At 70.4% G+C, this 17661-nt stretch carries 17 protein-coding genes; 1 reads left to right on the forward strand and 16 read right to left on the reverse strand.

The features are described from left to right. The 9 genes from AB0J58_RS27920 to AB0J58_RS27960 all read right to left on the reverse strand — a co-directional run bounded on the left by AB0J58_RS27920 (nt 1) and on the right by AB0J58_RS27960 (nt 10192). The gene (locus tag AB0J58_RS27920; RefSeq protein WP_364220835.1) at nt 1-1017 is read right to left on the reverse strand and encodes a DUF2804 domain-containing protein; all 1017 of its coding nucleotides are present in this window, start codon (nt 1015-1017) and stop codon (nt 1-3) included. Beyond that, nucleotides 1014-2480 (reverse strand): NAD-dependent succinate-semialdehyde dehydrogenase, encoded by a 1467-nt coding sequence (locus AB0J58_RS27925; RefSeq protein WP_364220838.1) that lies wholly within the window; start codon nt 2478-2480, stop codon nt 1014-1016. Before AB0J58_RS27925 ends, AB0J58_RS27920 begins: the two co-directional genes overlap by 4 nt. Then, entirely contained in the window at nt 2477-3157 is a 681-nt protein-coding gene (locus AB0J58_RS27930) for a GntR family transcriptional regulator (RefSeq protein ID WP_364156838.1), read from the reverse strand. Before AB0J58_RS27930 ends, AB0J58_RS27925 begins: the two co-directional genes overlap by 4 nt. 16 nt (nt 3158-3173) lie before the next feature. Continuing rightward, nucleotides 3174-4334, reverse strand: a complete 1161-nt coding sequence (locus AB0J58_RS27935) for a mandelate racemase/muconate lactonizing enzyme family protein (protein WP_364220841.1) — start codon at nt 4332-4334, stop codon at nt 3174-3176. Between the two features lie 7 nt (nt 4335-4341). Continuing rightward, the gene (locus AB0J58_RS27940; protein WP_364220844.1) at nt 4342-5211 is read right to left on the reverse strand and encodes a carbohydrate ABC transporter permease; all 870 of its coding nucleotides are present in this window, start codon (nt 5209-5211) and stop codon (nt 4342-4344) included. Beyond that, on the reverse strand, nt 5205-6161 hold the full coding sequence (locus tag AB0J58_RS27945) for a sugar ABC transporter permease (protein ID WP_364220847.1): 957 nt from the start codon (nt 6159-6161) through the stop codon (nt 5205-5207). Before AB0J58_RS27945 ends, AB0J58_RS27940 begins: the two co-directional genes overlap by 7 nt. Continuing rightward, nucleotides 6158-7516: a sugar ABC transporter substrate-binding protein gene (locus AB0J58_RS27950; RefSeq protein WP_364220850.1), complete on the reverse strand. Its 1359-nt coding sequence runs from the start codon at nt 7514-7516 to the stop codon at nt 6158-6160. The genes AB0J58_RS27945 and AB0J58_RS27950 overlap by 4 nt, the downstream gene beginning before the upstream one ends. A 57-nt stretch (nt 7517-7573) precedes the next feature. Further along, on the reverse strand, nt 7574-8704 hold the full coding sequence (locus tag AB0J58_RS27955; RefSeq protein ID WP_364220853.1) for an alcohol dehydrogenase catalytic domain-containing protein: 1131 nt from the start codon (nt 8702-8704) through the stop codon (nt 7574-7576). Nucleotides 8705-8914: 210 nt separating this feature from the next. Next, nucleotides 8915-10192 carry a YncE family protein gene (locus AB0J58_RS27960; RefSeq protein WP_364220856.1) on the reverse strand — a complete coding sequence of 426 codons (1278 nt, stop codon included), beginning with the start codon at nt 10190-10192 and terminating at the stop codon, nt 8915-8917. 326 nt (nt 10193-10518) lie between these two features. On the opposite strand from AB0J58_RS27960, the gene AB0J58_RS27965 reads away from it, so the two are divergent. Then, nucleotides 10519-10923: a hypothetical protein gene (locus AB0J58_RS27965; RefSeq protein WP_364220858.1), complete on the forward strand. Its 405-nt coding sequence runs from the start codon at nt 10519-10521 to the stop codon at nt 10921-10923. A gap of 114 nt (nt 10924-11037) precedes the next feature. Here AB0J58_RS27965 and AB0J58_RS27970 read toward each other — a convergent pair whose 3' ends face one another. From AB0J58_RS27970 to AB0J58_RS28000, 7 genes are all read right to left on the reverse strand, one after another. Next, a complete protein-coding gene (locus AB0J58_RS27970; protein WP_364220861.1) occupies nt 11038-11982 on the reverse strand; it encodes a MurR/RpiR family transcriptional regulator in 945 nt (314 codons plus the stop codon). Nucleotides 11983-12155: 173 nt separating this feature from the next. Next, entirely contained in the window at nt 12156-13481 is a 1326-nt protein-coding gene (locus AB0J58_RS27975) for an ArgE/DapE family deacylase (protein ID WP_364220864.1), read from the reverse strand. Beyond that, a complete protein-coding gene (locus tag AB0J58_RS27980; RefSeq protein ID WP_364220900.1) occupies nt 13478-14476 on the reverse strand; it encodes a branched-chain amino acid ABC transporter permease in 999 nt (332 codons plus the stop codon). Before AB0J58_RS27980 ends, AB0J58_RS27975 begins: the two co-directional genes overlap by 4 nt. A 5-nt stretch (nt 14477-14481) precedes the next feature. Then, nucleotides 14482-15357, reverse strand: coding sequence for a branched-chain amino acid ABC transporter permease (locus AB0J58_RS27985; protein ID WP_343978041.1), 876 nt, complete (start codon nt 15355-15357; stop codon nt 14482-14484). After that, nucleotides 15344-16075 carry an ABC transporter ATP-binding protein gene (locus AB0J58_RS27990; protein WP_364156818.1) on the reverse strand — a complete coding sequence of 244 codons (732 nt, stop codon included), beginning with the start codon at nt 16073-16075 and terminating at the stop codon, nt 15344-15346. The genes AB0J58_RS27985 and AB0J58_RS27990 overlap by 14 nt, the downstream gene beginning before the upstream one ends. Further along, nucleotides 16072-16818 (reverse strand): ABC transporter ATP-binding protein, encoded by a 747-nt coding sequence (locus AB0J58_RS27995; RefSeq protein ID WP_343978035.1) that lies wholly within the window; start codon nt 16816-16818, stop codon nt 16072-16074. Before AB0J58_RS27995 ends, AB0J58_RS27990 begins: the two co-directional genes overlap by 4 nt. Next, complete coding sequence (locus AB0J58_RS28000) at nt 16815-17630, reverse strand: SDR family oxidoreductase (protein ID WP_364220869.1); 816 nt, start codon at nt 17628-17630, stop codon at nt 16815-16817. Before AB0J58_RS28000 ends, AB0J58_RS27995 begins: the two co-directional genes overlap by 4 nt. Nucleotides 17631-17661 lie beyond the last annotated feature (31 nt).

Raw genomic sequence — 17661 nt, forward strand, 5'->3', positions numbered from 1 at the left:
TTACCAGCGTCGCTGTACTTCCTCGGCCCAGCCGTACAGGTCGTCGATCCTGATCACGGTTCCGTCGTCGGCGACGACGGTGCCGCGGTAGTGACCGAAGGCCTGGTCCTCCCGGCTGCGCATGTAGCGGAGCCGGGTGACGTCGGAGGACCGGACGTACTCGGGGACGAACTCCAGGTCGACCCGCTCGCCGGTGATCTGCCAGGGGGCCATCCAGTCGGAGGTGTCGTAGCGCCAGACCAGCTCCTCGCTGATCTTGTGCAGCCTTCCGTCCAGGAAGATCCCGTTCTCCACGCTGCCGGTGCCGTCGGTCCACTTGCCGCCGATCTGCACGCCGATCTCGCGGCCGCCTGAGCGCCCGGACGCCGCGCCCCAGTTCCACAGCACGTTGCCGGGCCACCGGCCACGCCCGTGGTCCAGGGTGGCGAGGGTGTCCTCGGCGGTCAGCTTGATGCGGCGGCCGTTCACGACCAGCGTGCCCTCGGCGGGGCGTCCGAGGTCCTTGACGGTGTACTGGAAGCGGCGGGATGACCAGGGCACGACCACGCCCAGGCTGTCACGGCCCTCGACGCGGTGCACGAGCAGGTCGGCCTCGAACTCGGGGGACCTCACCCGTAGCCGGGTTCCCACGGTCGCCTCGTCCACGGCGATCTTGACCGGGCCCTTCGCGATCCTGACGCTGCCCTCGCCGCTCCGCTCGGAGAATCCGGTGCCCTGGCTCGGTACGAGCAGGCTCCGGCTGAACACGTCCTTCTTCGTGGCGCGGTCCAGGTACCAGACGGACTCACCGGCCAGATAGTCCAGGCTGGAGGCGCTGAAGGAGAAGATGTGCTCGGGACTGGTCAGGCACCAGTAGTCCCAGCGCATCGTACGGCCCCAGCCCCGGATGTTGGACCGGTGCAGCGGGGTACGGCTCCAGCCGACCGCGTCCGGGTTGAGGCGCCCGTCCGGACGGCAGAGGTCGACCCGCTTGGTGATCTCACGCTCGACGATCCGGCGGGAGGTCTCCTCGGTCATCGGCCCAGTCCCACGTTGACGTACTTGTACTCCACGAAATCCTCCACTCCGTGACGGCCGCCCTCGCGGCCGTATCCACTGCCCTTGACCCCGCCGAACGGCCCCTGCGGCGGGGCGAGCGGGGCTCCGTTGACCGAGACGATGCCGAACTGAAGTTCCTCGCAGACGCGCACGACCCGGCCCAGGTCCCGCGTCCACAGGTAGGCGGCCAGGCCGTACGGCGTGGTGTTGGCCCTGGCCACCACGTCGGCGTCCACCTCGGCGTCCACCTCGGCGTCCTCGTCGGCGTCCTCTGCGGCGCCGAAGGTCAGGATCGGGGCGACCGGGCCGAAGGTCTCCTGCCGGCACACCAGCATCTCGTCGGTGACGCCGGTCAGGACGGTGGGCGGATGCAGCCTTCCGGTTCCCTCCCGGCGGGTCGTCGCGAGCCGGGCGCCGTGCGTGAGGGCGTCCTCGACATGCCGCCTGACCTTGGCGAGCGCCCGGTCGTCGATCAGCGGGCCCATCGTGACGCCCGGGTCCATGCCGTTGCCCACGGTGATCGCCTCGGCCAGCCTGACGAGCTCGTCGGTGAACTCCGCGGCGACGGACTCGTGGACGTAGATCCGGTTCGGGGAGGTGCAGGCCTGGCCGGCGTTCATGAACTTGGCCCGGGCCACGCCCGCGGCGGCGGCGGTCACGTCGGCGTCGGGGAAGACGAGCACCGGGGCATGGCCGCCCAGCTCGACGCTGAGCCGTTTGACGTCGTCGGCGCTCTGCCGGATCAGCTGCCTGCCGACGGCCGTCGAGCCGGTGAACGACACCTTCCTGACCCGCGAGTCGGCCATGACCGCCTCGGCGAACTCCTGCGGCCGGGACGTGGTGACCAGGTTGAAGACCCCCGGTGGGAAACCGGCCTCGGTCAGGCACTCGGCGACCGCGATCGCCGACAGCGGGGTGAGCTCGGAGGGCTTGAGGACCACGGTGCACCCCGCGGCCAGCGCCGGGCCCAGCTTGCGGGTGATCATCGAGACCGGGAAGTTCCAGGGGGTGATCGCCGCGACGACGCCCACCGGTTCCGGCAGCAGCCAGATGCGGGTGTCGATGCTGGTGGAGGGGATGGTCTCGCCGTACACGCGGCGGGTCTCCTCGGCGGACCACAGGAGGTGGTCGGCTCCCGCGACCACCTCGCCGGTCGCCTCCGCCAGCGGTTTGCCCTGCTCGGCGGTCATCACCGCGCCGATCGCCTCGGCCCGGACGGTCAGCAGCCCGGCGGCCCGGCGCATGATCGCGGCGCGTTGGTGCGCGGGCATGGCGCGCCAGCCGGGGAGCGCGGAGGCCGCCGCGTCGACGGCTTCGGTGGTCAGCTTCCCGTCACAGTCGGCCACTTCGGCGACGGTCTCGCCGGTCGCCGGATCGGTGACCGCGAAGCGTTCCGCCGCGTCACGCCAGCGCCCTCCGACGAGGGCCTGTCCCGTCTTCATCTCTCCTCCTCCATCACTTCGATCAGCGCGGCCAGCGCGGCCATCTCGTGGGCGTACTGCAGCTCGCTCGCGCGGCCGATGTCCCCCTCGACGAGCGCGTCCCTTATCGCCACGTGCTCGGCGTGGGATTTCGGCAGCCGCCAGGGGACCAGCCGGAAGCCGCGCTGGGCGGTCTCCGTCTTCGACCACAGGCCCACCAGCATCCGGTGCACCAGGCGGGACTTCTCGGTGTCGCAGATCAGCGAGTGGAACCGGCGGTTCAGGCCGGCGAAGGCGGCGACGTCACCGCTGTCGATGGCGACGACCGAGGCCTCCAGGACGGTGTCCACCTCCAGCAACCTCGCACCGCTGAGCGGAGCGGGGTGGAGCTGAAGGGCCAGGGAGGTGAGCGCGGCGCGGATGCCGTACAGCTCCCGCACGTTGTCCACGGTGAACTCGGCGACCACCGCGCCGATGTGCGGGCGCTCGACGAGCCACTCCTCGGACACGAGCTGCTTGATGGCCTCACGTACCGGCGTGTCGCTGACGCCGACGGCCTCGGCCACCACCCTGGTGATGATCTTCGTGCCGGGCTGGGCCTGGCCCGACATGATCATTTGCTTGATGTGGTCGGCCGCGAGATCCGCCTTGGTACGGAACGGCTTCGGCCGGCCTGACGGGGGGAACACCTCTGTCATCGCTGTTGGACACCCCTCAAACCCGTTGGACGGTCAGCGGCTCGATCGCCGCGTGGTCCAGCTCTACACCGAGACCGGGGCGGTCCGGAACGGTTACAACCCCGTTGGAATCGGGCAGCAGCGGCTCGGTGAGCATGACGTGGAAAACCTCCGGAACGATCACCGGAGGATCGTAGGGGTATTCCAGCCAGTCGCAGTTGGGCAGTGAGGCGCAGAGCTGCAGGTTGCCCGCCACCCCGAGTCCGGTGGCCCAGGCGTGCGGGACGACCCGGCGGTGCCTGGCCGCGGCCATCGCGCCGAAGTCGCGCAGGGCCGCGATGTCCTCGCTCTCGTTGGCATCCGGCTGGTAGATGGTGAAGCAGTCGTCCTCCAGCAGCCGGACGAGCTGGCCGATGCCCCGGTTGTGCTCGCCGCCTGCGATCGGGATCGGCGAGGCCGCGGTGAGCTCGCACAGCGCGCGGTAGTCGTGGCGGGGGAGCGGCTCCTCCAGCCAGGCGACGCCGAGATCGGCCAGTTCCCTGGCGGTGGTCAGGGCCCGGTCGAAGTCCCACATCATGCGGCTGCCGTCGGGCCGGTAGCGCCAGCGCGCCGCCGCCTGGTTGGCGTCCACCATGATGGCGATCTCCGGGCCCACCGCCTCGCGGACCGCGGCCACCTGGGCGATGTCCTCGGCGATCGTGTCGGCGTGGACGCGCAGTTTCACGCCGGTGAAGCCCTCCGACACCACGCGCAGCGCGTCCTCGGCCCGCTGCCCGGGGTCGCGGACCTCGCCGAAGCTGGCGTAGGCGCGGACCTGGCCGGCATGCCCGCCCCAGAGCTGGTACAGCGGGCGCCCGCAGGCCTTGCCGACGGCGTCCCAGACGGCCACGCTCACCACCCACGGGCGCGGGAAGACGTACTCGGCCACGTAGCGCAGGTGGTTGGCGATGTGGCCGGTGGCGAACAGATCCATCCCGACCAGCCGGGGGCGGATCCATCCCCTGATGGTCTCCAGCAGCAACGGGCCGGTGGCGTGGCCCATGTCGCCGCCCGCCACGCCGACCACGCCCTCGTCGGTCTCGACCTCGACGATCACGGCGGACATGCTGCGGTGGGCGCCCTCGGGGGCCCACGACGGGGCGAAGGGGCGTGGATAGGGCAGTTCGATGAGGCGTGCCCGGACGTCTCTGATCCTCATTGCCGCCTCATCCCTTGGTCGCGCCATCGGCGAGACCCTTGATCAGATACTTCTGCACGGCCAGCGCGAAGATCACCACAGGCAGTACGGTGAGCGTGCCCACGGCGGCCAGCGGGCCCCAGAGTCCGCCCTTCTCGGTGTCGGCCGCGATCCCGGCGATGGCCACCGGGATGGTGACGGCCTTGTCGTTGGTGAGGATCAGGGCGAACAGCAACTCCTCCCAGGCCAGGATGATGCAGAAGATCAACGTGGAGACCATGCCGGTCAGGCTGCACGGCACGATGATCCGGAAGAACGCCCCGATCCGGGAGCAGCCGTCGATCATCGCGGCCTCCTCCAGCTCCTTGGGCAGGCTCTTGAAGAACGCGCGCATCAGCCAGACGACGTACGGAACCAGGAAGGTCACGTAGGCGAGGATCACGGTGATGTACTGGTCGGTCAGCCCCAGCTTGCGGGCCACCAGGAACATCGGCACGACCAGTGCGATCGGCGGTACCGCGCGCGAGGCCAGGATGAGGCCGCCCATGACACCCGCGCCGCGCATCCTCATCCTGGACAGCGCGTAGCCGGCCATCGAGCCGGCGACCATCGAGATGATCGCCGCCCCCATCGCCACGATGATCGTGTTGATCATGCGGGGCAGGATGCGGGCCTGATGGAAGTAGCTGACGTAGTTGTCGAAGGTGATCTCGCTGATCCACTTCGGCGGGATGGTGAAGATGTCCTTGGGCAGCTTGAACGAGATGCTGATCATGAAGATCACCGGGTACAGGAAGGCCAGCGTGACCAGGATCGCGGCCGTGATCGTCGCGATCCGTCCCAGGCGGGCCCGGCCGGCCTTCCGGTTTCCGGGGGCCGGGGCGGCGGTGCTCACCATCGGTTCTCCAGACGACGGCTGATGCTGAACAGGAAGTAGGTGAGAACGACGGTGATGATCAGCACTATCGTCGCCATCGAGGAGGCCGAGCCGAACTCCAGGCTGCGGAAGCCCTTCTCGTAGATGTAGAGGTTCACCACGTTGGTGGCGTTACCCGGGCCGCCCCTGGTCGCGGCGAGCGCGATGTCGAACATCTTCACCGCACCGAGCCACCGGACCACGAAGGCCGCGGCCATCACCGGCACCAGCAGCGGCAGAGTGATACGCCACAACGTCTGCCAGCGGCCGGCGCCGTCGGACTTGGCCGCCTCGTACACGTCACCCGGCAGGGCCATGATCCCGGCCGCGGCGATGAGGACCACGAACGGCGTCCACCGCCAGGTGTCGATCAGGATCACGCTGACCATGGCGAGGGTCGGGTCGCCGATCCACTCCACCGGGCCGATGCCGACCAGGCCGAGCGTGTAGTTGACCACGCCCCAGAGCGGGTCGAGCAGCATCCGCCAGACACCGCCGGCCACGACCGGGGCGACCACCATGGGGATGAGGAACAGCGCGCGCAGCACGCCGCGGCCCCGCCACTCCACGTTGAGCAGGAAGGCGATGGCGAACCCGAGGATCATCTGCAGCGGCAGCGCGACCACCAGGTAGATGCCGGTGACCTTGAGCGACTCCAGGAAACCCGGGTCCCTCAGCACCATCTCGTAGTTCTTCCAGCCCACCCAGCCGACGGGTTCGAAGAGCGCCAGGTCGAAGTCGGAGAAGCTCACCCAGAGCGTGTAGAAGATCGGATAGAGCAGCATGCCCGCCAGCAGGACGAGCGCCGGGGTCATGAACAACCACGCGGTACCCGGCTCGCCGAGCCGGAACCGCCGGGCGGCCCTGGGGCCGGACCCCCGGGCAGGGGCCTTGCCGGCCCCTGCCCGGTGCGTGCGAGTGGAGACACTCACTGCGGGTAACCCTTGGACTTCAGCAGCTCGGTGATCTCCTTCGCCGCCTCGTCGACGGCCTGCTCGGCGGTCGCCTGACCGGACATCGCCCGGCTCGTCTGCAGGGCGAGGATCTGCTGGACCGCGTCGGCCTCGGGGAGCCGCGGCCGCCACATCTTGTTCTTCTCCACCGCGGCGTAACCGGCCTTCAGCGCCTCGTAGACCGGGGCGGCCCACTCGGCCGCCGGAGTGCCGTTCAGCGTGGAGTTGCGCGCCGGGAACGTTCCGAACGCGCTGCCGGTGAACTGCTCGCCCTCCTTGGAGGTGACCCACTGCAGCCAGGTCCACGCGGCGGCCGGGTGCCGCGTCTTCTTGGCGATGCCCGCCGACCAGATACCGCGGTGCGCGCCCGGACCGGCCGAACCCGCCGGGAGGGTGGTGAGGCCGACGTCCTCCGGCTTCAGCGTGGTGGACGCCTCGTCCACGGCCGTGCCCTTGTAGACGCTGCCCCACATGAACATGGTGGCGGTCCGGCCCTGGCGGAAGGCCTCGAGCGGCTCGTTGAACTGGTAGGTGCTCGCTCCCGGCGGGGCGTACTTCAGCAGGTCGACGTGCGTCTGCAGGGCCTTCACCCCGGCCTCGTTGCCGAACGCGACCTTGAGGTCGTCGTCCAGCAGCGCCACCCCGTTGGAGTTCAGGACGGTCTGCCAGATGGTCGGGGTGAGCGGGTCCTTGGTGAAGTAGGTGCCGGTCGCCCAGGCGTCGACCTTGCCGTCGCCGTCGGTGTCCTGGACCAGCTTCTTGGCGTCGGCGAAGTACTGTTCCCACGTCGTCTCCGCCGTGGGTTCCTGGACTCCGGCCTTCTTGTACAGCTTCTTGTTGTAGAACATCAGCAGCAGGTTGGAGCGGACCGGGACGGTGTACTGCTTGCCGTCCCACTGACCCGCGGCGAGCGGGGTGGGGTTGAAGTCGTCCCAGTCGTAGCCCGCGTCGGTCCACTTGCTCACGTCGGCCTTGAGGTCCATCAGGCCGCCGGTCTTGGCCAGCTGGGGGATCCACGAGTCGTCGCCGAGCACCACGTCGTAGGTCGGGGTGGGCCCGGTCAGCTCCAGCATGGTCTTGGGGAGCTGGTCGTTGTACGGCACGCCGTCCACGGAGACCTTGATATTGGGGTACTTCTTGTTGAACTCGGGGACCAGCTGGTCCTGCCACTGCTTGGCGAAGGCGTCGTTGGCGATGACCCTGATGGACACGGGGTTCTCCGCCGTGCCGAGTCCGCCGCCGTCGGCGGAGACCTCGGACGCCGTCGAGCCGCACGCTGTGATGGTCAGGCCGAGCGCGGCTGCTGCTGCGGTCAACCGGAGGGAACGGCGCATGGCCGGTCCTCCTCTCGGGGGTTGTACAGGATGGGGAAAGGGGTGTTGCGGAGGAGGTCAGAGGGCGGGGTCGATCGCGAGCTTGACGATGTCCCGGCCGTCGAGGGGGGAGCCGTCGCCGAGGGCGGCGAGGGCCTCGCCCACCCGTCCCAGCGGCACCCGGTGGCTGACCACACGGTCGTACGGCCGGCCGCCGCGTTCCAGGATGAGCAGCGCCTGGTGGTAGTGGCGCAGCATGTCGGGGCCCGCGCCGTAGACACCGGCGATGGTGATGTCCCGTTTCAGCAGGTCGCTGAAGGGATTGAAGGGGACCGTCCCCCGATCGGTGAAGTTGCCCAGTTCGGCGAGCACGCCACCGTCGGCCACCAGGCCGATGGCCTCCATGAAGGCGGCCGGCGAGCCGCTGGCGCCTATCACGCAGTCGGCTCCCGGCGCGCCGAGCGCGTCGAACACCGCACTGCGGCGCTCGGCCACGCCGGTCAGTTCCTGGATGCTCACCGTCGCGTCCGCCCCGAGTGCCGCCGCCAGTTCCAGCCGCGCGTCCGGAGCACCCACCGCGACGACCCGGTGCGCTCCCGCCGCGCGGGCCGCGACCACGGCCATCAGCCCGATCGCACCCACTCCCTGGACGACCACGGTGGAGCCGACGCCGACCGAGCCCCGGGTGATCCCGTGCAGCGCCACCGACATCGGCTCCTGCAGGACCGCCACCTCGGCGGGCAGGGTCGTCCGGTAGAACACCGTGCCCGCGTTGGCGGCGTGCAGGTAGTCGGCGAATCCGCCCGTCAGGTGCGGTGGGGTCGTCACCGGTGAGGTGAACCCGTAGGACGGACGCCGGTCAGGACAGTCGGCGGGACGGTGCCGCACCTGGCACTGGTAGCAGCGCCCGCAGCTCAGCGCGGGGAAGACGCCGACACGGTCGCCCACGGCCACGGGCTGCCCGCCGTGATCGGCGTTCACCCCCTCACCGAGGGCGGCCAGGGTGCCGACGATCTCGTGCCCCAGCAGGGCCGGAAAGGTGATCCGGTCAAGGCGCCCCCGGTAGATGTGCGCGTCGGTGCCGCAGACGCCGCACAGTTCCAGCTTGACGGCGAACTCACCCGGACCGGGGTCGGGGACGGGGTAGGACCGGACCTCCACCGGCCCTGCGGCGTCCATGACGACTGCTGCTCGCGCCGCTGTCCTCATCCATCCCCTCCATATTCTGGATTCTATAGAATATGGAGGGAACCATAGGAGGCTCCCGCAAGAGAGGTCAATAGCCGGATTGCATCTGTTACCAGGACGTTTCATACTTTGGTCGCCCAGGTGTCCGGTTTGCCGCTGGCCCGCCCCCGGTACGGCACCCCTCGCCACCCGCGCCGGAGTGGACCGCCGGTGACCGGCGTGACGTAGGTGTCAGCGGAAGATCCCCGTGTGGCCGAGTGAGTAGCGTCCGGGCTGGGGGTAGATGGACAGGCCGTGCGGGCCGGCGCCGACATCGATCTTGCGGATGAGGCCGCCGTTCTCGGTGTCGAACACGTAGACCACCCCGTCATAGCGTCCGGACAGCCACAGACGGCGGCCGTCGGCCGACACGCCGCCCATGTCCGGTGAGCCGCCGCCGGGAATGTGCCAGGTGTCGATCGGGAGGTGAAGGGCGAAGGAGACGACCGAGACCGACCCGGCGCCCCGGTTGGAGACGTACAGCACCTTCGAGTCCCGGCTGACGTAGAGGCCGTGGGCGCCCGCGCCGGTTTTGATGAAACCCGTGATCCGGAAATCTGCGGCGTCGACGAGCCACACGCCGTCCTTGGCCATGTCGGCGACATAGAAGACGGTGCCGTCCGGGGAGAGTTTCACGTCCTGCGGCATGTTGGGGTACGGCATGTGGCCGTGTCGCATGGCGTCGTGCGCCATGTCGTGTTCCATCTGGTACGACGCGTTGTCGCCCCGCGGGGTCGCGCGGCGGATGCCCCTGCGTCGGGTGGTGCCGTCCGCCAGGTCGATGACGGCGCGGACCCTGCGGGCGGCCGTGTCGATGACCACCAGCTGGCCGGAGAACTCGCAGCTGCCGAGGAGGAGGCCGCCGTCGGCGGTGAAGTCCGCGTGGTTGATCCCCCGGCAGGGCATGTGCAGCGAGTGCCGGAGCCGCATGGTGCGCGGGTTGAGGAAGTCGAGCCGGTTCTCCCGCTCGGCCATCACCAGGGCGGTGCGGCCGTCCGGGGTGAAGTACAGGTTGTAGGGGTCGTCGACGAGCACCGGCTTGCCCGCCTTACCGGTCATGGGGTCGATCGGTGTCAGGGAGTTGCCGTCGTTGTTGTTGACCCAGAGTGTCTTCAGATCCCACGAGGGGACGACGTGCTGCGGTCGCCGGCCCACCGGGAAGGTGCGGAGCACCCGGTAGGTACGCGGGTCGATCACGCTGACGGTGTCGCTCTCGCTGTTGGGCACGTAGACCCGCTCGGGAAACCTCGCCACGACCGGGCTGAGCATACCGGGCCGGTCATGGGCGTAGATGTCCACCGGCGCGGCCGATCGGGTGGCCGAGGCGCTCGCCGCACTGCCCGGCGAGGTGGCGGAGGGCGTCCCGCCGGCGGCCCCGGCGTGGTGAGGCGGGCCCGGCGCCGGCGCCGGGCGCCCGCCCGCGCAGGCGGACAGGACGCACGACACCAACCCGATCAGGGGAATGGTCACACCGGGCCTTCGCCGCTCACTTCTCAGCCGCCGCATGACCCGCCCCTTCGATCCGACGCCGACTCTTCGTCGACTATGGAAACGTTAGGAGCGGGTAGGTCGGCAGACGTTCAACCCGTGGTTAGCGTGGTGTTCGCTTTTTTCCCGCGCCCTGTCCCGGTGGCGACGGGCCTTTCTCGAGTCCACAGAGCATGAGATCACCGTCTGTGGCACGTTCAGCACCGTGCCGAGGTCTCCCCGGCGCCTTTCGGACAGGAATCCCGGATTTCCGGACCTCTGCGACGGCCTTGCTTGGTACCCGGCCGGTAGGGCGGCACGGTGGAGGCATGACTCAGACAGCAACCGTCACCCGCCGCTGGCGCAGGTTCGCCTGGCACTACGTGGAGATGGTCATCGCGATGTTCGCCGGCATGTTCGCCCTGGGCATGCTCCTGTCCGCCGTCGGGCTCGGCTTCTCCCACGAGCGGCAGCCCGAGCTCGCCTACCTGTTGATGGCGTTCGACATGTCCGTCGGCATGGCGATCTGGATGCGCTACCGGGGCCACGGCTGGGCGGCCACCCTGGAGATGTGCGCCGCCATGTTCGTCCCCGTCGTGCCGCTCTTCCCGCTGCTCTGGCTGGGTCTCGTCGACGGCGGGGCCGTGATGACGCTCGCCCACGTGGCGATGTTCCCGCTGATGCTGGCCGCGATGCTCTGGCGCCGCGACGAGTACGCCGGTTGCGCGGCCTGACGGCCGAGCCTCCGCGGGCATCGGGCCGTGACCCGTACTCGTTGGCGCACGGTGGCGGCCAACGCGTACGGGTCACCGTCGGAAATACTGTCGGAAGTACCGCCGGAAGTACCGTCAGGAGTGGTCTTCCGCGGCCGTCCGGGTCCCGCGGGGCGGCTCGGCGCCGGCGCCGGGACCGGCCGGGGTGAGCGGCCCGTCGTCCTCGCGCAGCACGTCGTCGGCCATCTGGTCGTACTCGGCCACCCGGCTCCTGCCTGCCTCGCCGAGCTGCTCCACCACCGCGGCGACCAGCGTTTCGAGCAGCGCGACCGCCGGGGTCAGCGAGTCGAACGGTGAGGGCGAGCGGACCTGGGCGGGCAGCACGACGTCCGCCACCGTGGCGGCGGGCGACAGCCACGGGTCGGTCAGCAGCACGATCTTCACGTTGCGCGCCGCGGCGGCGCGGGCGAAGGCGATCGTCTCGCGCTGGTAGCGCCGGTAGTCGAAGAGCACCAGCACGTCGCGGCGGCCCATGTCGAGCAGGTGGGCGGCGTGGTCGGCGGTGGACCCGGCGATGTACGTCGCATTGGGACGCAACTGGTGCAGGTGGGCGATGAGGTACTGGGCCAGGATGGTGCTGAACCGGCCACCGGCCGCCGAGATGCGGCGGCCGGGGTCGGCCAGCAGTTCCGCGGCCTTGACCAGCTCCCCCTCGGGAAGCTGGTCGAAGGTCATGGCGGTGGCGTCCAGCAGCACCCGGCGGGACCGGCTCAGCACCCTGCCGGTGTCCTCCTCGGCACTGCCGTACTGGGCCAGAGGAGAGGAGTAGCGCTGCTGGGTCTCGCGTTTGAGCGCCTGCTGCAACTCCGGGTAGCCCTCGAAGCCCAGCCGGTAGGCCAGCCGCAGCACGGTGGCCGGGCTGGTCTGGGCCTGGCTCGCGACGGTGGCCAGCGGCTCCAGACCGGCGGTCGGGTAGCCCGCGAGCAGGGTGCGGGCGACCCGCTGCTCCGCACGGGGCAGCTTGGGCAGCACGTCGCGGAGCTGGGCCGCGACGGTGCGCGGCTCAGGGGTGCCGAGCATGTTGCCTCCTCATGGGCGGCCGCCGGATCGTGCGGCGCGTCGCAAGGAAGGGATCATGCCACGAACCGTACGAAAAGAGAACGTCGTGCTCGGATCGAGCGCCGCTCACCCGCCGCTCGCGCCCCATCGCCCACCGCCCGCCGGTGGTTCCCAGCCTCGCGGCCGTCCGGCGCTCACCGCTCGCCCGCGAGCCCGCACCAGTCGATCGCGGTCAGCGCGTAGGTCTTCGCCGACTGCACCAGCTGGGCGATCTCCACGTACTCGTTCTCCGCGTGCGCGGTGTAGCCGACGCCCGGGCCGTACACCAGGCCGCCGATGCCCTTGCGGTCCATCCAGGTCAGGTCGCACACGCCCATGAAACCGGTCGTCAGCGGCGGCTGCCCGCCGGTCGCCGTGGTGTGCGCGCCGACCAGCGTCGTGCTCAGCGGAGCGTCGTCGGGCAGCGAGTAGGGCGGCCAGAGCAGCTTCCACTCGAACACCGGCGGGTGCTCGCGCAGCCACGGGTCGGTGCGGCAGGCGTCCATGACCCGGGACTCGATCTCGGCCATGACCTCCTCGTTGGACCGGTCGGGGTGGTGGTAGACGCAGTACTCCACGACCAGCTCGTCGGCGAGGAAGAAGGGCACCAGGATGCCCGAGGGGTTGGCCCGCAGCACGCCGGGCAGCAGGTTGAAGTAGCCGGGCGGGAAGAGCGGGTGCCGGTTGTGCCGGGCCCAGTCGTCCTCCAACGCGCGCAGCGCCTGGTAGACCACCCAGAACTTGTCGACGGTGTTGACGCCGAGCGCGTCGCCCTCCAGTGTCGGGTGCACGGTCATGCCCCGCAGCCCGGAGTGCGCGGTCTTGCCCTCCAGGGAGACGCTGAACCAGAGCAGGCCCGGCGTCACCGGCACCGACGCCGGCAGGGTGCCGGCCTGCCCGGACGGCTCGCAGACGATGGCCGCGTCCGCGCCGAACCCGGCCTCCAGCACCGCGGTGGTGCCGGCCTCGTGGTCGCCGACCTCCTCGCCGACGACGCCCTGCAGGACCAGGTCACCGGCCAGGCGCACGCCGGCCCCGCGCAGCGCGAGGGCCGCGTAGGCCGCGGCGACCAGGCCGCCCTTCATGTCCGTCGCGCCGCGCCCGATCACCGCGTCGTCGGTGACCTGGGCACGGAACGGGTCGCCGCGCCACCGGTCGAGGCGACCCGGCGGTACGACGTCGACGTGCCCGTTGAGCAGCAGCGACCGGCCGCCGCCCGCGCCGGACACGACGCCGCAGGCGTTGTCGCGGCCCCGCTCCACGGTGACCTTGGTGACCTCGGCCCCGGCCTCGGCGTACAGGTCGCCGAGCAGCGCGCTGACGTCGCCCTCCGCCCCGACGATCTTGTCGTACTCCTGGCCGGGGTAGCGCGGGTTCACGCTGGGGATGGCGATCGCGTCGGCCAGGCTGGAGACCATCCGCTCGGCGAGCAGGTCGACCTGCTCCAGTACCCGGCGGGTCACGTCGTGTTCGGCGGTCATACGGTCTCCTTCGAGGTGGTGGGAAGTGGCTCCGGAGCGGGGTTGCGGGGCCGCCGGAGCGAGGTGAGGACGGAGTTCGTGATGCCGGCCAGGCCCTTGGGGGCGATCCAGAGCACCACGAGGATCAGCATGGCGATCACCATGTCGCGCCAGGCCCCGGCGTCCTGCAGCACGTCGGAGACCAGGGTGACGACCACGGCGCCGACGATCGGCCCGTAGACGCTGCCGCTGCCGCCCAGGAAGATCATGCTGAGCAGCAGGGTCAGGTAGCCGAAGCCGAAGACGTCGGTGCTGACCACGCCGTTGAGGAAGGCGTTGAAGCTGCCGGCCACCCCGGCCACGGCCGCGCCGATCATGAAGACGATCAGGTGCTGGCGCACCCTGGAGACGCCCCGGCTGGTGGCCAGCGCCTCGTTGTCGCGCAGGGCCAGCAGCGACATGCCCAGGGTCGAGCGGGTCAGCACCCGCACCAGCACGGTGACCGCGAACAGCAGCGCGGCGCCGAGGAAGTAGTAGCCGATCCGGCCGTCGGCCCGCAGGTTGACGTCGCCCAGGCTGAGGCGGGGGATGCCGACGATGCCGTTGGATCCGCCGGTCAGGCCCGCCTGCCCGAGCACCAGGTAGATGCAGAGCTGGGAGAAGACGTACGTGGCCAGGCCCACGTAAATGCCGCGCAGCCGCAGTACCGGCAGGAACGCCACCAGCGAGGCCAGCAGGGCCGACAACCCCGAGATCGGCAGGGCCAGCCACGGGTCGATGCCGGTGCGGGTGGCCAGGATGCCCGTGGTGTAGGCGCCGATGCCGAAGAACCCGATCTGGGCGAAGTTGAAGATGCCGGCGAAACCGAGGGTGAGGTTCCAGCTCATGGCGAGCACGCCGTACATCGTGAAGAGGATCAGCAGCAGCCGGGCGTGCGGGTCGGTGAAGACCAGTGGCAGGACCACCAGGACCGTCGCGTAGACCGGCCAGCCGACCCAGGAGCGCAGGTTGGTCATGACGTTCACGCGCTCCTCACCTTGGTCCGCAGCAGTCCCTCGGGTTTGACCAGCATGATCACGATCATTGCGAGGAAGACCAGGACCGGGCTCCAGGAGAGCCCGAAGTAGTAGGTGGTGACGGCCTCGAGCAGGCCGATGGCGTACGCGCCGGCGATGGTGCCCGTCAGGCTGCCGGCTCCGCCGAAGGCGAGCACCACGAAGGCCCGCAGCAGCGGGTCGCCGCCCATGCCCGGGGAGATGAACTGCATGCTGCCGAGCAGCGCCCCGGCCACGGTGGCCAGGCCGATCGCGACCACGACCACGAAGACGTAGACCCGGCGCGGTGCGATGCCGAGCAGCTGGGCGTGCTCGCGGTTCTGTTCCAGCGCCCGTACGGTCAGCCCGATGCCGGTGCGTTTGAGGACCAGGGCCAGCAGGCCCACCAGCAGCGGGGCCAGCAGGATCGTGACGAGCTGGCTGCCCTGGGCGACCGCCCCGGCGACCTCGACGCGCGCGCCACCGAACGGCGGGAGCTGCTTGATCTCCGGCCCCCAGATCAGCTGGGCGCCGCTCTGCAGCAGCATGGTGGCCGCCAGCGTGGCGACCATCACCAGCATGTCGCCTCCTGGACGCCGGATGAACGGGCTGACCAGCAGGAACTCGTAGGCCAATCCGATCAGCGCCATCGCCGCCACGGCGCCGAGCAGCGCGACCGCCACCGGCAGCCCGCCGGCGTCCAGCAGCGTCCAGGTCAGGTAGGCGCCGAACATCATCAGCGCGCCGTGCCCGAAGTTGAAGACCCGCAGCGTGGACCAGATCAGCGTCAGTCCCGCCGCCATGAGCATGTAGAGGCCGCCGAGGACGAGCGTGCTCGTCACGATGACACTAATGCCGTCCATCGGCGGTCCCTCCCAGGAAGAGCGACATCATCTCGTCGCGGCTGCGGCTGCCGTCCGACGCGCCGCTGTCCACCACGTCGCCGTGCAGGATGACGTGGTAGCGGTCGGTCAGGTCGAGCACCAGGTCCATGTCGCCGTCGATCAGGATGACCGACGAGACCTCGGCGCGGACCCGCACGATGCACTCGCTCAGCTCGTGCTTGACCTTCGGTGACAGGCCCAGCGTGGGCTCGTCGAGGATCAGCAGAGTGGGCCGGGCCATCAGGCCCATGCCGAGGCTGGCCATCTGGCGTTCCCCGCCGCTGAGCGTGCCGGTGAGCTGCCGGCGCCGCTCCTTGAGCTTGGGGAAGACCGAGAACACCTGGTCGATCCCGTCCCGCCAGGTCGAGGAGTGCCCGCTGGAGGACGCGGAGAGCCGCAGTGCCTCCTCCACGGTCAGTTGCGGGAACAGCCGCGAGCCCTGTGGCACGTGGATGAGCCCGCGCCTGACCAGGCTGCCGGGGGACTCGCCCCTGGTGTCCCGTCCGGCGAAGGCGATCGTGCCGGAGGCGGCCCGGTGCAGGTTGGAGACGCAGCGCAGCAGCGTGGTCTTGCCGTGGCCGTTCGGCCCCAGCAGCCCGACCGCCTCGTGCTGCCCGACGCGCAGCGAGATGCCGCGCAACACCTTCGCCTGGCCGTAGCCGGCGGTGAGGTTCTCCACGGTCAGCAGATCGCTCATCGCGCGGCCCCCGGTCCCAGGTAGGCTTCGACGACCCTCGGGTCGGACAGGACCTCGGCCGGTCGGCCGGTCACGATGATCCGGCCGCTGTCGAGGACCGCCATCCGGTCGGCGAGCGCCTCCAGCACCGACAGCACGTGCTCGATGATCACCATGGTGACGCCCGTGCCGCGCACCCCGGCCAGCAACCGGATCAGCGCGTCCTGGTCGGCCGGGTCGAGGCCGGCCGCGGGCTCGTCGAGCAGCAGTACCGAAGGGCCGCTGACCAGCGCGCCGGCGATCATCAGGCGTTTGCGGTCGATCAGCGAGAGCCCGTCGGCCGGGCGGTTCGGGTCGCCGCCGAGCTCCACCGCGTCCAGCGCCTCCCGGCACCGGGCGGGGGCCCAGCGCCTGGCCTTGCCCGCGCCGCCGTACGCCGAGCCGATGCGGACGTTCTCCAGCACGCTCAGCGACTCGAAGACGGCCTCGGTCTGGAAGGTGCGCTTGAGGCCGGCCTTGGCGATCCAGCGCGGCGAGCGGTTCTGGATCTCGTGGCCGTCGAAGATCACCTTTCCGGAGTCGGGCCGGATCGGGATACCGGTGAGCAGGTTGAACAGTGTGCTCTTGCCCGCGCCGTTGGGGCCGGCCAGGCCGAAGACCTCGTCGCGCGTCACCGACATCGAGACGCCGTCGACGGCCCTGAGGCTGCCGAACGACTTGCCGACCTCGTGCGCGGCGAGGATGACCTGCGAGTCCCCGTTCACGACGCGGCCTGCCCGGGCCCGCGCCAGTCGCCCTGGGCGAGGAAGCCGCCGTCGACCGGGAGCAGCACGCCGTTGACGAACGAGGCGTCCGGGGCGACCAGGAACGCGACCGCCGCGGCGATCTCGTCCGGCGAGCACTGCCGCCCGGCCGGCTGGCGGGCCGCCGCCGCCTCGCGCTGCCGCAGGGACTCCGCGGCGGCCTCGGCGTCGAGCAGGCTCCGCGAGTCGCCCATGTCGTTGTCGACGTAGCCGGGCAGCACGGCGTTGACCCGGATTCCCCGCGGGCCGCCCTCGATGGCGAGCTGCCGGGTCAGGTTGGCGATGGCGCCCTTGGCCGCGGAGTAGGCGGGGAAGGCCGGCAGGCCGGTGACCCCGAAGATGGACGACAGGTTGACCATGGCGCCCGCCCGGCCCGCGGCCAGCAGCGGGAACGCCGCCCTGGCGCACAGGAACGTCCCGGTGACGTTGACGTCCATCACCCTGCGCCACTCGGAGATCGGTACCCCGGTGACGCCGCCGCCGCTCTCCGCGACGCCGGCGTTGTTGACCAGGATGTCCAGGCCGCCGAACTCATCCGAGACCCGGGCGAACAGCGCCTCGACACTGCCCTCGTCGGAGACGTCCGCCGCCTGGAACACGCACGCGGGGCCGTCCCCCGACAACTCCAGAGCGGTACGCGTCCCGCGTTCCATGTCGACGTCGGCGATCATGACCCGCGCCCCTTCCGCGCGCAGGCGGTGCGCGATGGCCGCGCCGATCCCGCCCGCCGCGCCTGTGACCAGGGCGCGTTGCCCGGTCAGAGTGCTCGCCATCGCGATATCTCCCTCAATCTGCTGGTACTCG

This window comes from Streptosporangium sp. NPDC049644 (assembly GCF_040675205.1).
Lineage (GTDB): Bacteria > Actinomycetota > Actinomycetes > Streptosporangiales > Streptosporangiaceae > Streptosporangium > Streptosporangium fukuiense.

Bases quoted from the DNA above. Each gene is read 5' to 3' on its own strand.
- AB0J58_RS27950 (WP_364220850.1), bottom strand. From the start codon at position 7,516: ATGCGCCGTTCCCTCCGGTTGACCGCAGCAGCAGCCGCGCTCGGCCTG.
- AB0J58_RS27965 (WP_364220858.1), top strand. From the start codon at position 10,519: ATGACTCAGACAGCAACCGTCACCCGCCGCTGGCGCAGGTTCGCCTGG.
- AB0J58_RS27925 (WP_364220838.1), bottom strand. From the start codon at position 2,480: ATGAAGACGGGACAGGCCCTCGTCGGAGGGCGCTGGCGTGACGCGGCG.
- AB0J58_RS27990 (WP_364156818.1), bottom strand. From the start codon at position 16,075: ATGAGCGATCTGCTGACCGTGGAGAACCTCACCGCCGGCTACGGCCAG.
- AB0J58_RS27930 (WP_364156838.1), bottom strand. From the start codon at position 3,157: ATGACAGAGGTGTTCCCCCCGTCAGGCCGGCCGAAGCCGTTCCGTACC.
- AB0J58_RS27985 (WP_343978041.1), bottom strand. From the start codon at position 15,357: ATGGACGGCATTAGTGTCATCGTGACGAGCACGCTCGTCCTCGGCGGC.
- AB0J58_RS28000 (WP_364220869.1), bottom strand. From the start codon at position 17,630: ATGGCGAGCACTCTGACCGGGCAACGCGCCCTGGTCACAGGCGCGGCG.
- AB0J58_RS27940 (WP_364220844.1), bottom strand. From the start codon at position 5,211: ATGGTGAGCACCGCCGCCCCGGCCCCCGGAAACCGGAAGGCCGGCCGG.
- AB0J58_RS27955 (WP_364220853.1), bottom strand. From the start codon at position 8,704: ATGAGGACAGCGGCGCGAGCAGCAGTCGTCATGGACGCCGCAGGGCCG.
- AB0J58_RS27935 (WP_364220841.1), bottom strand. From the start codon at position 4,334: ATGAGGATCAGAGACGTCCGGGCACGCCTCATCGAACTGCCCTATCCA.
- AB0J58_RS27920 (WP_364220835.1), bottom strand. From the start codon at position 1,017: ATGACCGAGGAGACCTCCCGCCGGATCGTCGAGCGTGAGATCACCAAG.
- AB0J58_RS27980 (WP_364220900.1), bottom strand. From the start codon at position 14,476: ATGACCAACCTGCGCTCCTGGGTCGGCTGGCCGGTCTACGCGACGGTC.
- AB0J58_RS27975 (WP_364220864.1), bottom strand. From the start codon at position 13,481: ATGACCGCCGAACACGACGTGACCCGCCGGGTACTGGAGCAGGTCGAC.
- AB0J58_RS27970 (WP_364220861.1), bottom strand. From the start codon at position 11,982: ATGCTCGGCACCCCTGAGCCGCGCACCGTCGCGGCCCAGCTCCGCGAC.